This is a genomic window from Methanothrix soehngenii GP6, from assembly GCF_000204415.1.
Classification (GTDB): Archaea; Halobacteriota; Methanosarcinia; order Methanotrichales; family Methanotrichaceae; genus Methanothrix; species Methanothrix soehngenii.
This window is the reverse complement of the sequence record NC_015416.1, coordinates 1,282,055-1,296,386: the sequence shown is the minus strand read 5'-3', so window position 1 is coordinate 1,296,386 and position 14,332 is coordinate 1,282,055. Positions and strand designations below refer to the sequence as shown.

Annotated in this window: 16 protein-coding genes; 9 read left to right on the top strand and 7 right to left on the bottom strand. The window is 54.6% G+C overall.

The genetic code is table 11. The features are described from left to right. The first annotated feature begins 73 nt into the window (after window positions 1-73). The 7 genes from MCON_RS06440 (at window position 74) to MCON_RS06410 (ending at window position 7,456) form a co-directional block, all read left to right on the top strand. On the top strand, window positions 74-2,212 hold the full coding sequence (locus tag MCON_RS06440; protein WP_013719203.1) for a right-handed parallel beta-helix repeat-containing protein: 2,139 nt from the start codon (window positions 74-76) through the stop codon (window positions 2,210-2,212). Next, entirely contained in the window at window positions 2,212-2,670 is a 459-nt protein-coding gene (gene ahbB, locus MCON_RS06435) for a siroheme decarboxylase subunit beta (RefSeq protein ID WP_013719202.1), read from the top strand. The genes MCON_RS06440 and ahbB overlap by 1 nt, the downstream gene beginning before the upstream one ends. Before the next feature lie 24 nt (window positions 2,671-2,694). Next, window positions 2,695-3,396 (top strand): precorrin-2 dehydrogenase/sirohydrochlorin ferrochelatase family protein, encoded by a 702-nt coding sequence (locus MCON_RS06430; protein ID WP_013719201.1) that lies wholly within the window; start codon window positions 2,695-2,697, stop codon window positions 3,394-3,396. Beyond that, window positions 3,338-4,585, top strand: coding sequence for a glutamyl-tRNA reductase (hemA, locus tag MCON_RS06425; protein ID WP_048132023.1), 1,248 nt, complete (start codon window positions 3,338-3,340; stop codon window positions 4,583-4,585). The genes MCON_RS06430 and hemA overlap by 59 nt, the downstream gene beginning before the upstream one ends. Then, entirely contained in the window at window positions 4,582-5,538 is a 957-nt protein-coding gene (gene hemB, locus MCON_RS06420; protein ID WP_013719199.1) for a porphobilinogen synthase, read from the top strand. The genes hemA and hemB overlap by 4 nt, the downstream gene beginning before the upstream one ends. A gap of 332 nt (window positions 5,539-5,870) precedes the next feature. Then, on the top strand, window positions 5,871-6,317 hold the full coding sequence (locus MCON_RS06415; protein WP_048132021.1) for a hypothetical protein: 447 nt from the start codon (window positions 5,871-5,873) through the stop codon (window positions 6,315-6,317). Beyond that, window positions 6,314-7,456, top strand: coding sequence for a PDDEXK nuclease domain-containing protein (locus tag MCON_RS06410; protein WP_013719197.1), 1,143 nt, complete (start codon window positions 6,314-6,316; stop codon window positions 7,454-7,456). The genes MCON_RS06415 and MCON_RS06410 overlap by 4 nt, the downstream gene beginning before the upstream one ends. A 266-nt stretch (window positions 7,457-7,722) precedes the next feature. On the opposite strand, the gene rnhA is transcribed toward MCON_RS06410, so the two are convergent. Next, window positions 7,723-8,172, bottom strand: coding sequence for a ribonuclease HI (gene rnhA / locus MCON_RS06405; RefSeq protein WP_013719196.1), 450 nt, complete (start codon window positions 8,170-8,172; stop codon window positions 7,723-7,725). A gap of 72 nt (window positions 8,173-8,244) precedes the next feature. Then, the gene (locus MCON_RS06400) at window positions 8,245-8,496 is read right to left on the bottom strand and encodes a hypothetical protein (protein WP_013719195.1); all 252 of its coding nucleotides are present in this window, start codon (window positions 8,494-8,496) and stop codon (window positions 8,245-8,247) included. A 196-nt stretch (window positions 8,497-8,692) separates the two neighbouring features. On the opposite strand from MCON_RS06400, the gene MCON_RS06395 reads away from it, so the two are divergent. Both MCON_RS06395 and MCON_RS06390 read left to right on the top strand, forming a co-directional pair. Next, a complete protein-coding gene (locus MCON_RS06395) occupies window positions 8,693-9,136 on the top strand; it encodes a winged helix-turn-helix domain-containing protein (RefSeq protein ID WP_013719194.1) in 444 nt (147 codons plus the stop codon). Window positions 9,137-9,438: 302 nt separating this feature from the next. Next, the gene (locus tag MCON_RS06390; RefSeq protein WP_013719193.1) at window positions 9,439-10,503 is read left to right on the top strand and encodes an NAD(P)/FAD-dependent oxidoreductase; all 1,065 of its coding nucleotides are present in this window, start codon (window positions 9,439-9,441) and stop codon (window positions 10,501-10,503) included. Between the two features lie 22 nt (window positions 10,504-10,525). On the opposite strand, the gene MCON_RS06385 is transcribed toward MCON_RS06390, so the two are convergent. The 5 genes from MCON_RS06385 to MCON_RS06365 are packed head-to-tail and all read right to left on the bottom strand — an operon-like array spanning window position 10,526 to window position 14,267. Further along, on the bottom strand, window positions 10,526-10,990 hold the full coding sequence (locus tag MCON_RS06385) for a phosphopantetheine adenylyltransferase (protein ID WP_013719192.1): 465 nt from the start codon (window positions 10,988-10,990) through the stop codon (window positions 10,526-10,528). A 41-nt stretch (window positions 10,991-11,031) separates the two neighbouring features. Beyond that, window positions 11,032-11,463 (bottom strand): adenylyltransferase/cytidyltransferase family protein, encoded by a 432-nt coding sequence (locus tag MCON_RS06380; protein ID WP_013719191.1) that lies wholly within the window; start codon window positions 11,461-11,463, stop codon window positions 11,032-11,034. A gap of 34 nt (window positions 11,464-11,497) precedes the next feature. Further along, entirely contained in the window at window positions 11,498-11,914 is a 417-nt protein-coding gene (locus tag MCON_RS06375) for a Mov34/MPN/PAD-1 family protein (RefSeq protein WP_013719190.1), read from the bottom strand. Further along, on the bottom strand, window positions 11,911-12,780 hold the full coding sequence (locus tag MCON_RS06370; RefSeq protein WP_013719189.1) for a biotin--[acetyl-CoA-carboxylase] ligase: 870 nt from the start codon (window positions 12,778-12,780) through the stop codon (window positions 11,911-11,913). The genes MCON_RS06375 and MCON_RS06370 overlap by 4 nt, the downstream gene beginning before the upstream one ends. 2 nt (window positions 12,781-12,782) lie before the next feature. Continuing rightward, window positions 12,783-14,267 (bottom strand): acetyl-CoA carboxylase biotin carboxylase subunit, encoded by a 1,485-nt coding sequence (locus MCON_RS06365; protein WP_048132018.1) that lies wholly within the window; start codon window positions 14,265-14,267, stop codon window positions 12,783-12,785. Window positions 14,268-14,332 lie beyond the last annotated feature (65 nt).

Here is a 14,332-nt window from a genome sequence, read left to right as displayed (position 1 = left end):
TATATCTTTCTGCTAAAGTCTCTGCTGGTTCACTGCATTAGGTTTAATAGGCAACAGGGCATAAACAAGAACGATGAGACCAGTTGCCGCCTTCATTCTTATTTCGATTCTCCTGGCAAGCTCAGTCCAGGCGCGCGTCTTGATCGTCGATCCTGGCGACAGTAGCGATGCTAAGACCATTTCTGCTGCCGTATTTAAAGCCATTCCAGGAGATACAATTCAAATTCAGCCCGGCAGATACCCTGGCGCAATCATCGATCGAAGCCTCAAGATCTATGGACAAGAGGGCGTCTCCATAGAGGGGCCGCTCAGCATCAATGCACCGGGATGCGAGATATACGACCTCAAGATCAACACCAGCAGAAGTGATGCCTCTTTAAGCCTGCTTTCAGGTGACTGTCAGGTCATCCGCTGCACCATATCAGGGGAAAAAGCGGCAGTAAGCTCAGAGGGTAGCAACAATACAATTGCTAATTGCAGCATCAGCTCCCCCGCGGGAATAGAGATCTTCGCCCCGGACAACCGGGTCCTTGGCTGCCACATCCAGGGCAGTGGGATTGGGGTAAGGATAAACCAGACCTCTGGCTGCTGGGTTGAAGATTGCACAATCGCCGCTTTGCAGGGAGTGCTAATCGAGGACTCGGATAGGAATGGGGTGGTTAACAACACCATTCTCACAGACGGACTGGGCCTGGTCCTCACCCGGTCGGATGGAAATGTGGCATCGGGAAATAACCTCAGCGGGGCTTTTGTGAGCGGCATAGATATGCTCAATTCCCGGTTTAACGATATCGCGGCGAATAAGATCGAAGGGGGCAAGGTGGGCATCAGCTTGAGAGTGACGGAACACTGCAATGTGACCTCCAATTGGTGCCTGGGAAATGAGAGGGCAGGGATCTACGGCAACGAGGCAAGCGGATTGATGCTGGCAGAGAATGACCTTATTGAAAACGGCAACGGGATACTCCTCTCTGCCTCAGCCGACAACATCATCCGGTCCAATCTCGCCTCTCATAACGTCTACGGTATTTCATTGCGCGGATCAGCGAAAAACCTCCTCCAGGATAACCTCATGGAATTGAATCGCTACAACCTGCGCATTGACGACGGCGATGGAGCAGATTTGTCTCTTCAAGACTATTATGATCAGGACATAGACAGGAGCAATATGATCGATGGCAGGCCTATCTATTATCTGGTGGGAAAATCGGGGATGAATGTGCCGGAAGACTGTGCCTTTTTGGGATTGATATCATGCCGGGAGATATCTGCTAGGAATCTGACCATATCCAATAGCAGCGTAGGCATGCTGCTGGTGAACTCCTCTGGCTGCCGCATTCAAAACAGCAGCATCGATCTATCCGAGGAGGGCATTCTCCTCCGGGCCAGCAATGACTGCATCATCTCCGACTGTCGGGTCCGGGAGTGCAATGTCGGCTTCGACAGCCGGGACTCTAGAGGAATTCAGTTTGTGGCTGACCATGCCCAAGACTGCGCTGCCGAGGGCTTCAGGGTGGACGGCTCGCTTAACCTGCTTCTGCTCAAGTGCAACTCCACCGCATCTAATAGCGGCATATCCCTTCACAGCTCCCGACTATGCAGAGTGCAAGACTGCAGCGCAGTTCGAAATGCAAAGGAAGGGCTCCTTCTGAGCCTCTCCCATCGGTGCTCTCTGGTGGGCAACCAGGCCGCCTCAAACGACCGAGGCATCGCCCTCACCGGCAGCAACGCCTGCGCTCTTGAGTCCAATTTCGCCATCTCTAATCAGAAAGACGGCATATCAATAGAGCAGCTATCCGATGCAGAGGTTAAAGGCAATAATGCCACCAATAATGGCCAAGGCATCTTTGTCCAGTCGTCCAAGAGATCGAAGATCAGCGGAAACGTCCTCTGTAACAATAGCCGCTACGGCCTGCGCATGAGCACCAGCACTAGCTGCAACATCACCGGAAATGAGATCTGCTCAAATCAGATAGCTGGCATCAATCTGGTCGACTGCACTGACAACTTCCTCTATCATAACATAATCAGAGATAACATCATCCAGAATGCCGCGGACAATGGCAATAACCACTGGGACGCTGGGGCTGAAGCGGGAGGCAACTACTGGAGCGATCATGAGGTGGTGGGCGATCCGGGAAGCGTGCCCCGCACCATTCCCGCCCAGGGCCAGGATCGTTATCCATTCCAGCATCCAGGAGGCTGGGGTTGATGGACGAGTTGGACCTAGAGCTTCTCAAGGTCGCTCAGGATGGATTGGATCTGACGGAGAGGCCGTACCGGGTTTGGGGTGAGGTCTTGGGGATGGGGGAGGATGAGATCATATCCCGTCTCCGCGCTATGGAGGGGGAGGGCATCATCCGCCGTTTTGCTGCCACCATAGGGCACAGAGCCCTGGGAATTCTGGCCAACGCCCTTATCGCCTGGAGGGTGCCGCCAGAGAAGGTGGATGAGGCAGGAGCGATCTTTGCTGCAGCTGAGGAGGTCACTCACTGCTATGAACGGGCAACCGCCCAGGACTGGCCTTATAACATTTACACCATGGTCCATTCTCGCAGCAGAGAAGAATGCCTCCAGATTGCAGAACGGCTCTCTTCGCGGTCCGGCATAAGCGACTATATCGTCCTTTTCAGCGAGAAGGAGTACAAGAAGATAAGCGCCAGGATATGATGCCTAATATGATACGGGAGTCTTATGGTTGCACCGGATGACTGCTCTTATAGGCCCCTCCTCCCCCTTTTTCTGGATATGAGCCAGAGGCTGGTGGTGATCTTCGGTGGGGGAAAGGTGGCGGAGAGAAAGGCCCTCCTCTTTTCCGATTACGGGCCGGTGCAGGTGGTCAGCCAGAGTTTCACCCCTAAACTCCTGGCATCAAAGGATCGGTGGGAGCTGACAGAGTGCGATCTTAGGGTTGATTTCAAGAGATATCTGCAGGGCGCATTCATCGCCATTCCCGCCACCAGCAACTCCCAGTTGAACCGGTCGATAGAGGAGGAGGCGATCCGGGTGGGAATTCTGGTTAACCGGGTGGAGGGCAGAGGGGAGGTGGTGGTTCCTTCCATTATCAGAAAGGGCCAGATCTCCATCGCCATTTCTACCGAGTCCCCCGGCTTGACCCGGTACCTCCGCCTCCGGCTGGAGGAGGAGCTGACCGAGGACTACCAGGGTATGGCAAAGCTTCTTGGTCGGTTGAGGCCTGAACTGAAGGAGCTCATACCCGGACAGGAGGATCGCGCCCGGGCAATCAGGAACATCCTGGAGGACAAAGAGGTCTGGAGGCTTTTGGGCCACTCCTATGAAAAGGCCTATATGAGAGCCCGCTCACATGCATGCCAGGATGAGCGAGATAGCCTCGATGCTGGTTACTCACCGCACCGCCTCCATAGACGAGATTGAGAGAGCCTGGCACGGTGACGTAGAGACCATTCTTAAATGGGTGATGTCTCAGGACAGGGTAGAGGAATGCGCTGTTCTCAAGACCTGCAACCGAGTCGAGGTTTATGTGGTGGCACCGCGAGGGGAGAAGGTGCTCTTCGACCTGGCCAAGAAAGCGCGCGTATCATCTCGAATCATCGATTTTCATGATCACGACGAATCCCTGCTCCATCTTCTCCGCCTGGCCTCGGGCTTGGAGTCCATGATCATCGGAGAGGACCAGATCCTGGGACAGATGAAGGAGTTGACCCAAATCGCGATGAAGGCGGGAACAACTGGCTGGATGCTGGAGACTGCTTTTAAGAAGGCCATTCAGGTGGGCAAGAGGGTGCGCAAAGAGACCCGCATCAACGAGCGCTCGGTGTCGGTAGGCTCTGCAGCTGTCGACCTGGCTGAGGAGATCCTGGGTGACCTGAAGGGCAAATCAGTGCTGGTAATAGGCGCTGGCGAGACTGGGGAGCTAATATCCCGGGCACTGCTCAGCCGGGAGATCGGATCGCTGGCAGTCACCAATCGGACCCTTAGCTCAGCGGTCTGTCTGGCGGAGAGCCTGGGGGGAGAGGCAGTTCCATTTGATGATATGCCCCGCCGCCTTCATACTGCAGATGTGGTGATCAGCGCCACCTCTGCCCCCCATTACATCCTCCTCAAGAGCGACATAGAGATGGCCATGGCCGATAGAAGCAACAAGCTTCTCATAATCGATATCGCTAACCCCAGGGACGTGGACCAGGCTGCTGCCGAGGTTTCAGGGGTCGAGCTGCATAACATCGACAGCCTCAAGAACATCAGCCGGGAGAACATGATGCAGAGGATGGCAGAGGCGACACGGGTGGAGGAGATCATAACAGAAGAGCTGCAGCTTCTCCGGGCCAAGTACAAGAGGAAGGAGGCGGAAGAGCTGCTGGCTCGGCTTTACTCTCAGGCGGAGCTGATCAAGGACCAGGAGGTCAGAAAGGCCATGAACAAGCTCTCAGCCAGGCATACCCTGGGCGAGATCGAGCAGCAGGTCCTGTGCGATATGAGCCGCTCCATTGTGAATAAAATATTATCGGAGCCGACCAAATCGCTGAAGAGCGCTGCGGAGAGGGGAGACCTGGAGATACTGAAGTCATTGTGCGAGCTGTTCCGGCTGGAGGAGAAGATATGAGGAGAATGAGGCGGCTGAGAGTGCCGGGGATCAGAGAGATGGTTTCCGAGACGGATCTGGGCATCCAGAACCTGGTCCAGCCCATATTTGTAGATGAGAGGATAACCGAGCCGAGGATGATCGAATCCATGCCCGGCCAGTATCATCAGAGCATAGAGAGCGTGGCAGCAGAGGCAGGAGCGCTGGAGGATCTGGGGGTGCCAGCAGTGCTGCTATTCGGCCTGCCCTCCACCAAGGATGAGATGGGCTCGGCTGCAGCCGATCCCGATGGCGTGATCCAGAAGGCGGTGCGGGCAATCAAGGAATGCACCAGTCTTTTGGTCATAACCGACCTGTGTCTGTGCGAGTACACCAGCCACGGCCACTGCGGCCTGGTCCGGGGAGAGCGAGTACTGAACGATGAGACCCTTCCCCTGCTGGGTGAGGTGGCAGTGAGCCAGGCCCAGGCGGGAGCGGATATAGTCGCCCCCAGCGGAATGATGGATCATATGGTGCGAGCCATTCGCACCTCTTTGGACTGGGAGGGATTCGCCGATACCCCCATTCTCTCTTATTCCGCCAAGTATGCCTCCACATTCTACGGTCCCTTCCGGGAGGCGGCCCAGTCGGGCTTCGCATTCGGCGATCGCCGGGGATACCAGATGGATCCGGCCAACTTTGCCGAAGCCCTGTGGGAGGTGCAGCTGGACATCGAGGAAGGGGCGGATATGGTGATGGTCAAGCCGGCCATGCCCTATTTGGATGTGCTCCGGGCAGTAAAGGAGATGTTCGGCATGCCCACTGCTGCCTATCAGGTATCTGGAGAGTACTCCATGATCCAGGCCGCCGCTGAGCGGGGCTGGCTGGATGAGCGGGCCGCCTTTCTGGAGTCGTTGATGTGTATTAAGAGGGCGGGGGCGGATATGATCATCACCTACTGGGCGAAGGAGTATGCCAGGCAATGCGAAGGATGATCCTGCAGATAATCGATACGGCTCCTCGCTATTTAGTATGGGTAAACTCTAATCGTATATTCTCTGTGTCTCCGCGCCTGTGGTGAAGGGCTATGCACTAACCCAACCTCAGAAAGCAGAGGTGCAAAGGCAATAGTTTCAGCTGGACCTCACCCACACAATTCGGCGAGGAGCCACAATAAGGCTATTGAAGTCTTTGCCAAAGCCAAAGAGCTGGGGCTATACGAGCTGATTCCAGCCCTCATGAGTACGTGTAAGCTACAAGATCCCATCTCTGGCGGAGGTATCACGGCCAGTTATAGTAGTTCTGACGAGAAGTCTGAGTAGTAAATGTGATTAAATGGCCCCTAACGAATGATTCACTGGAAGAGGTTGTAGAGCCCCTCATTTCTGAACTCAGGTGCCCAGAGGACTTCCGAAATCTGGTTCAAGCTCGAGACTCAGGCCAGATCGTCATGGCATTGAATGGCAGCGTATCATTTGTATACAAAGCCGTAGACAGCACGATCATTGGCCGCATGGAGTTCAGGCTACCCCCAGAAGTTCTGAAACTTCTGCAGCTGACACCCAACCGGCCGATGGCATTGCAGGGGAACGCTCGGGAGCTGGCCAGGATGATGAAAGCAGAGGTGTTGGGGATCCAAGGAGATAGGACGAGTGCAGAGACGAAGGTTACTATAACCAGTAAATGTTATGGGCAGATAATGAGGTCATATGTCCCCAATGCAGAGCCTTGTCTCACATTACTTATGATGCTTGAGGAGACGATGATGCCATGAAGAAAGCCTTCCGAATGAGAGAAGAACAGGACCCTGCTGGCAAAATAGCAGAATCGGAAGAGAATGAGGTATCCGTTGCCTCCGAAGAGCTTGTCGGCAGCATCCGGCCACTCATAGAGCAGGCAAAGGCCCGTGTCGCTCAATCAGTAAACTCCGAGCTTGTGCTCCTCTACTGGCAAATCGGCAAGCGCATCCGCTATGATCTGCCAGCCGAGAGCCGGGCTGAGTATGGGGCGAAAGTTGTCGAGCTGGTGAGCGAGAGGCTGGCTGCAGAGTACGGGAAGGGCTTTCGCCGCAGCAATGTCTTTCACATGATCCATTTTGCCGAGGTCTTCGATGATGCCAAGATAGTCCAGACACTGTCTGGACAATTATCATGGTCCCATTTCATTGAGATCATCTACCTCAAGGATCCTCTGCAGCGACAGTTCTACACCGAGATGGCCAGGGTGGAGCGCTGGAGCGTGCGAACCTTGAGAAAGAAGATCCAGGGCATGCTTTATGAGCGCACCGCCATCTCCCGTAAGCCGGAGGAGCTGGCCAGACAGGAGCTGGTGGCTCTGCAGGATGATGACCGCATGACCCCCGATCTGGTCTTCCGGGATCCCTATCTACTGGACTTCCTGGGGCTGGAGGACATCTACAGCGAGCGGGATCTGGAGGCAGCCATCCTCCGGGAGCTGGAGAGGTTCCTGCTGGAGTTGGGTACGGACTTCAGCTTCATCGCCCGGCAGAAGCGTATGACCATCGGAGACAGGGACTTCTACCTCGACCTGCTCTTCTATCACCGCAGCCTGCATCGTCTGGTGGCCATAGAGCTCAAGCTGGGCAGCTTCGATGCTGCCTACAAGGGCCAGATGGAGCTTTATCTGCGCTGGCTGGACAGATACGAGCGTCGGCCGGGTGAGGAGCCGCCCATAGGGCTGATCCTGTGCGGCGAGAAGAACCGGGAGCAGATTGAACTTTTGCAGCTCGACCGGGGCGAGATCAGGGTGGCTGAATATCTGGTGGAGCTACCACCGAGGGAGATGCTGGAGGCCAAGTTGCATGAGGCCATACGGCTGGCTAAGGGGCAGGTGGAAGCAAGAGAAGAAAAGCCTCCTGGATGGGATCGCCACAATAGCGGTTCTTCAGGATGAACGCCCGGTCCTGAAGAGAAATCGGAAACGCATAAAACCGCATCTACTAAGGCATAGTGCTGCTTCATGGTGGCTGGATGCCGGGATTCATATCGGGGATGTAGCCGGGCATCTCGGACATGCCAGCCAAGCTTTTTGACAATGAACTCCTTATAGGCAATACTGCGCCCGTTACGGTGTGTATCTTTTCTGTCCTTATCCAAAGGATCGCTCTGCAACTCAATTTATCACTCAGCTTCTAAGCCAAGCAAAAGGCACAAGCGGCATCAATTAGCAGATACCGAATCAGAGCCGCTCTTTTTCCTTCGCACATAGCTCTCATACGCCACCCGTGAGAGCCGGTCTGCCTCTTCGTTCTTCTCTCGCGGAACCCATTGAAAGCTCACCTCCTTTCCCACCAGAAGCTCCTTGATCTGGGGGACATACCTCTTGGAGGTGGCCGAGTTCACCCGGTACTCCCCTTTCATCTGCTTGATCACCAGCTCCGAGTCCCCCCGGATCTGTATCTTCTCATCGATCTCCTCGTCATTCAGCCACCGGGCTGCGGCCAAGAGGCCCTCGTACTCCGCCACGTTGTTGGTCATCCCCCGGCCCTCCCCTACAGCGCCAAAGCCCTTCCAGATCGGCTCCTTGTCGCGGCAGATCAGATAGCCATAGGCCGCCACTCCACCGGGATTTTTGGGATAGCAGAGGCCGTCGAAGTAAACAGTGATCATCTCAAGAGTCAGACTGCATGTGCCATTATAAAAATTGTATGCAACTGTTCCTGTCCCATTAAAAAAACATTTTTATTCTTTTAAGACATCCCGGATGAGATTATCTATATCAGCCTTCTTTTGCGGGTTCAATGACACATGAAGGCCATAACCAGTTTGCTTGGGAAGCAAGAACTCCCCTATGATAAGCTCTTCTGCTGCGTCTTTCGCTTGGCCGCGAAGATGTTTCGGGATGCCCTTTGTGAGATCGTCGTATGCGGTATGACGACCGCCCCAATACCCATGCCTGCGGAGCTTCTTTAAGATCTGCGCTTTTAAGATCAAATTTATATCTTCGCTCAGCCATTCAACCCCTAAATATTCAGTTATATTTTATTTGTGTTCACTTTTTAAAACAATACTAGCAAAGTATTTAAACCTTATTGCATACTAGTACATACTAGTACATATTAGTATCTACTACTTATCCGTACACCCATGTGCATTGATATGGGGAAAACGGAAGAGGAGGAGGAAGAAAATGGATGAGTCCTTATTCATAAGAGTACTTGGAATTAAAAGCCCAGTGCTAAAGGTACTGGACTTTTTAATGGATAACGAGTGCTTTGATTATTCAAAAACAGATATAGCAGAAGGTGCAAATCTAAGTAGAGCCACACTATTCAAGGCGTGGCCTAAATTAGAGGCGTTGGACCTGATTACCGCCACCAGGTCAGTAGGCCAAGCGAAGATGTACAGGTTGAATAAAAAGAACCCCATCGTAAAGAAGCTCATGGAGCTGGATGACACGATCTCCGAGTATTTTGCTCTGAAATACTGCGACTCTAGGGCATGTTCCTGCAATGACATTTCAGATGTAGTAGGGCCGGGCCAGGATTTGATAAAAGAGATCATCAAGTATGAGAGCGATTCGCCCAGTGATGAAAGAGACCGGAATGAACAGCTGCTGTTAGCTAATGAATGAATATTGATCCAGCTTCTAATTTCACCGGGACCGTCAACTTCATAGTTCTGGCCTTCTGCCTAGCCGTCTCCGAATCAATTTTCCTAGTGCTTCCCAGGTGCTCATTTTGAGTCTTATCACCCTCGCCCCAGGAGGCACTCCAGTAGTGTAGATCTGAATTCCCTTTTGCTTTCCCTGGCCTAATGAAAATACATCATCGATAGGCTTAAAAGAGGTCTTCAGATTCGATGCATTTATAACCGACGTGTCCAATCAGAGAAATCGACGATTCACAGCCACGGGTCTGAGAGGTTCAAAAGATCATGAAGGTAGCGGTTATTGGCGGAGGCATTGCCGGCGCAGAGCTGATAAGAGTGGCGGCACCCTGCCCACTGGAGTTCACCCTGATCGAGCCCAAAAAGCAGATAGAGATGCAAGCCCTCTATCCCGAGTATCTGGGAGGGGTCGCCAGGCTGCAGGACCTGGCCGCCCCCCTCAAACCATTTTGCGAGCGGGTGGGAGCCCATCACATCCAGGAGAAGGCCCTCCGCCTGGAGGGAAGCACCGTGGTCTGCGAGAGGTCACAGGTGGAGTTCGACTATGCAGTCATCGCCACCGGTGCCGCTCAGAACTACTTCGGCATCCGGGGCGTCGAGAACACCTTCTCCATCAACACCCTGGAGGAGACCAAGAGGGCCCGACGATTCGTGGAGGATAACTATCCGGAGAGGATCATGATCATGGGCTCGGGCCTCACCGGGGTGGAGGCGGCATCCATCCTGGCGGAGAGCCTTGATGCCAGCATATATGTCATTGAGGCGAGGGAGCGCGTCCTGCCCCAGTTCTCAGCTCAAACGTCCGAGCTGGTGGAGAGGGCCCTGTCCAAGAGGGGGGTGAACATCCTCACCTCCACCCAGGTGGCTGAGGTCAAGAAGGACTGCATAATGTTCACCGACGATACCTGCCTGGACTGCGATATGGCCATATGGACGGCAGGAGTGAAGCCCTCCCAGTTTATCCAGGATCTGGACCTGCCCAAGAAGAACGGCTGGCTGCTGGTGGACCCCTACCTCAATTTAAAGAGCAATCTGTTTGCTATAGGCGATTGCGCCTGGGTGGAGATCGATGGCCGTCTGGCCACCAAGACCGGTCTGGAGGCGGAGAGGCAGGCCAAGTACCTCGCTCGCCATCTCTCTCATCTGATAAAAGGTAGGGCCCTGGAGAGGTATTCGGTCCGGGCCAGCACCGACAGCCAGGTAGCGCTCATATCCCTGGGCTCGGACTGCGCAGTGGGTGTGGTGGGGAAGACCTGCATTGGAGTGCCCACCAGGCTGATCTACTCTCTGAAGAGCTGGATCGATAAGTCATTTATCAAGAGATTTAAGTAGAATATAGGGTTTCGATCCGTCTTCAGCCAACTAAGACCCGACCATGCCGGTCGATCTTCCCCTCAGATACCCTGGTGGAGCTAATCCGGACCTTATCCTGGGCCATCTGATACTCTATCTCTGATATCTGCAGGGGCGGCAGGTTCTTCTTGGCCCGGAGGCGGTTTATCTTCTCCGCCATAGGCAGGGTCTCAGGGGATACCACAATAAAATCGAAGCACTCATAGATCGATGGACCGCATTGGTCTGTGATCTTCGTGATATGAACATCGTCAATCCCAAAGCATTTCTTGATTACCGCGCGCAGGTTCTTCTCTCGTACCTCATAGTTGCGCACCGATCTGGTCCTGCTCGACCTGGCCATCTCGTCTGAGGTTAGGCCTATAACCACCTCCCCATCTCCACTCAACTCAAAAGCGCGCCGGAGCAGGGCTAAATGACCGTCATGAATGGGATCGAAGGTGCCTCCTACCGCGACTCTGGCCATACAGGCCCGCAAACTATCAGTGCCGTATAAGTACTTGGCGGCTAGATACGACGACCCCGGAATCGTTCAAGGATCTTGTTGACGATACGCCTGGAGCTGCACAGCTCACAGGGCTCCTGCTCTTCTATTCTCACAATCCTGGGATGCAGGCCGCGACGGAAGAGATCATGCTCCAGGCGTAAGGGATCGAAGTGCTGGTCAAAGCCCAGGGTGATTATGTCCGGCCGGAGGTCCTCTATGGTCCGGAAGATATCGCCCACCTCGCCCAGAATCGCTCTATCCACCGGCTTTAAGGATTCTATCATCCTCCGCCTCTGCTCCTCGGGCAGGATGGGTTTGGCCTTATGGCGCACATTTACATCCCTGGCGACTATCACCACCAGCTCATCTCCCAGGGCTTTTGATCGCTCCAGATAAAGGACATGCCCGGGATGGAGAAGGTCGAAGGTGCCGGTGGCAACTACCAGCGTCACTGCTCAATCTCCGTTCCCGGCTTGTGCCGCCTCTTCAATCGAGATCATCATCAAAGTCATCGTCATCGAACTTTACATCCAGGATAGGAAGGTCTCGCCTCACTCCTGATGCATTATAGCAGACCCAGCTCTGCTCATCGAACGGCGGGCCGACGATGATATGGTAGTCGCCGGTGCGAGAGAAGAACAGGAGATCCGGCTCTGAGGGGCGGAGCGCTCCTGAGGGATGGCTGTGAACAGAACCCGCAACCTGCATATTGGGAAGCATATAGAGCCGGACCAGAGCGCTCATGCGGGAGCTCTCTGTGCCAGGCAGTATCAGAACCTCGGTTATGATCTCACCATCCGCCTGGAGAAGTCCGGCGAACTCCGACGGGGCTGTGGACCGCGATGCCTCCAGTATAAAATTCAGAGTGTCTCTGGCAATGCCAGCTATCCGCTTCCTTCTCATAGTCCTCCCATTCCCCGCAGATGGATACAGTCCCCTGCCAGAACTCGAACCAGCTCGTCATCCCTCCTCAACAATAAGGCCCCATCTTCCGCCAGGTCCTCCACCTCACCCACCAGCTCTCCAGAGTTTGCAGAGATGCGCACCATCCTGCCAATGGTTACGGAGCGGCGGCGCCACTCATCATAGATCTCCATCGATCCCAAATTCTCATATGCCCTCTCTATCTCCAGGAGAGTTCTCTGGATCAGAGCAGTGCGAGAGACCTCAGATCCACCCTCTCGGGACAAAGATGTCGCCATCCAGTCATCTGGGAAAGCGGACGGATCGATATTGGCGTTGATGCCCACACCCACAACGGCATATTCCAGCCGTTCCCCCTCTGCCTGAACTTCCATCAATATGCCTCCCACCTTCCTCTCCCCGATCAGAAGGTCGTTGGGCCACTTGATTCCCGGATTGAGGCCGAGCAAATTGGATATGGCTCTGCAGACGGCAACGCAGATTGCCATATTGATCTGATAGGCGAGAGCTATGGGGATATCCGGCCTCAGAATGAGGCTCATCCAGATTCCTCCTGATGGCGATTCCCAGTGTCTGGAGAGCCTGCCCCGCCCCCTGGTCTGAACCTCAGCCAAGATGACTGTGCCACTCTCGCCTTTTTGAGCCAGCGAAATGGCCAATTCATTGGTGGAGGCAAGCTGGGCAAAGAGGCGCATGTCCCTTCCCAGCCACCTGGTACCGAGGCAGGAGAGGATCCGATCTTTGTCCAGTGGAGCCAACTCTCTATCCCTGTGATGGGGACCGGCGCTCAGCTTGGACCTCCGGCGAGCCTCAGCGGATGATGCATCACCCCCGTAAGCAGCCACTATCAGCTCTTCTCCTCCAGCTTCTGCTGGCTCAGGTATGAACCCACTGCAGCTGCGATCGCTGCCACTTTGCGGTTATCAGCCCCAAGAGCAGACGCTAAAGACTCGTTCTTGTCATGATCCTCTGCTGCTACCCTCTTCACCGCTTCGGCGATGTTCTCCTCCTTGATGAAGCCGGTATTGAAGTCACCACTTCTGAACCTGGCATTCCTGAGCACTGCCTTATGGAAGATGAGGTTGGTCTTAACCCCCACGATGATATACTCATAGAGGGCCCGCTCCATTCTGGCAATTGCTTCTCTACGGTCCTTGCCATGGGCGACGAGCTTGGAGATCAAGGAATCGTAGTAAGGAGGAATCAGGTAGCCGGAATATACCCCGCTGTCCACCCTGATCCCCGGACCGCCGGGACTCCTGTATCCCTTGATCCTCCCAGGAGCAGGAGAGAAATCGTTTAACGGGTCTTCTGCATTTATTCGGCACTCTATTGCCCAGCCCCGTATTTGCATGTCGCTCTGATCGTAGTTCAGGGGCTGGCCGGCGGCGATGAGGATCTGCTCTTTGGCCAGGTCCACCCCGGTCACCATCTCGGTGATGGGATGCTCAACCTGCAAGCGGGTGTTCATCTCCAGGAAGTAGAAGTCTCCCCGGGAGTACATGAACTCCACCGTCCCGGCGCTGGCGTATCCAATGGCTTTGGCCGCTTTGACGGCGATGGAGCCCATCCTCTCGCGCAGCTCATCGCTCATCACCGGCGAGGGTGACTCCTCTATAAGCTTTTGGTGGCGGCGCTGGATGGAGCACTCCCGGTCGGAGACATATATCGTCTTTCCCATCTCATCCGCCAGGATCTGGAACTCGATATGTCTGGGCTCGGTGAGATACTTCTCGATGTATATCGTATCGTCGCCGAAGGCATTGCGGGCTACGGACTGAGATGAGGTCAGAGCGGGCAGCATCTCCTCCCGGCTTCCCACGATCTTCATGCCGATTCCCCCACCGCCTGCCGCCGGCTTGAGGATGATCGGGTAGCCGATGCCGTCCGCCAGGTCCATCGCTTCATCCGGATCGTTGATCCCCTCTTCAATGCCCGGAACGATTGGCACCCCTGCCTCCTTCATGGTCTGACGGGCGGTGATCTTCGAGCCCATAGCGTCAATGGCAGTGGATGGTGGTCCAATGAACACGATGCCATTTTCCTTGCAGGTGGAGGCGAAGACGGTGTTCTCGGATAAAAAGCCATATCCAGGATGGATAGCCTCTGCACCGGTCTCCAGGGCGGCCTTGATTATGTTGTCTATCTTCAGGTAGCTCTGGCTGGATGGAGATGGGCCTATGAAGACTGCTTCATCAGCGTACTTGGCGAAGAGGGCATTTTTGTCCGCTTCGGAGTAGACGGCCACGCTCGGGATGCCCAGCTCCCGGCAGGCTCGCATAACCCGGATGGCGATCTCTCCCCGGTTGGCTATCAGGATCTTGTTGAACATCCGCATATGAAAGTCTCTGCCAGGGTAAAACCTTTTTGGCAAAAGATAAAAACCTGGAGGACCAA

Excerpts from the sequence above, each read along its gene's own strand:
- MCON_RS06440 (WP_013719203.1), top strand. The coding sequence starts at position 74 with ATGAGACCAGTTGCCGCCTTCATTCTTATTTCGATTCTCCTGGCAAGC.
- ahbB (WP_013719202.1), top strand. The coding sequence starts at position 2,212 with ATGGACGAGTTGGACCTAGAGCTTCTCAAGGTCGCTCAGGATGGATTG.
- MCON_RS06430 (WP_013719201.1), top strand. The coding sequence starts at position 2,695 with ATGGTTGCACCGGATGACTGCTCTTATAGGCCCCTCCTCCCCCTTTTT.
- hemA (WP_048132023.1), top strand. The coding sequence starts at position 3,338 with ATGAGCGAGATAGCCTCGATGCTGGTTACTCACCGCACCGCCTCCATA.
- hemB (WP_013719199.1), top strand. The coding sequence starts at position 4,582 with ATGAGGAGAATGAGGCGGCTGAGAGTGCCGGGGATCAGAGAGATGGTT.
- MCON_RS06410 (WP_013719197.1), top strand. The coding sequence starts at position 6,314 with ATGAAGAAAGCCTTCCGAATGAGAGAAGAACAGGACCCTGCTGGCAAA.
- rnhA (WP_013719196.1), bottom strand. The coding sequence starts at position 8,172 with ATGATCACTGTTTACTTCGACGGCCTCTGCTATCCCAAAAATCCCGGT.
- MCON_RS06395 (WP_013719194.1), top strand. The coding sequence starts at position 8,693 with ATGGATGAGTCCTTATTCATAAGAGTACTTGGAATTAAAAGCCCAGTG.
- MCON_RS06390 (WP_013719193.1), top strand. The coding sequence starts at position 9,439 with ATGAAGGTAGCGGTTATTGGCGGAGGCATTGCCGGCGCAGAGCTGATA.
- MCON_RS06385 (WP_013719192.1), bottom strand. The coding sequence starts at position 10,990 with ATGGCCAGAGTCGCGGTAGGAGGCACCTTCGATCCCATTCATGACGGT.
- MCON_RS06375 (WP_013719190.1), bottom strand. The coding sequence starts at position 11,914 with ATGAGAAGGAAGCGGATAGCTGGCATTGCCAGAGACACTCTGAATTTT.
- MCON_RS06365 (WP_048132018.1), bottom strand. The coding sequence starts at position 14,267 with ATGTTCAACAAGATCCTGATAGCCAACCGGGGAGAGATCGCCATCCGG.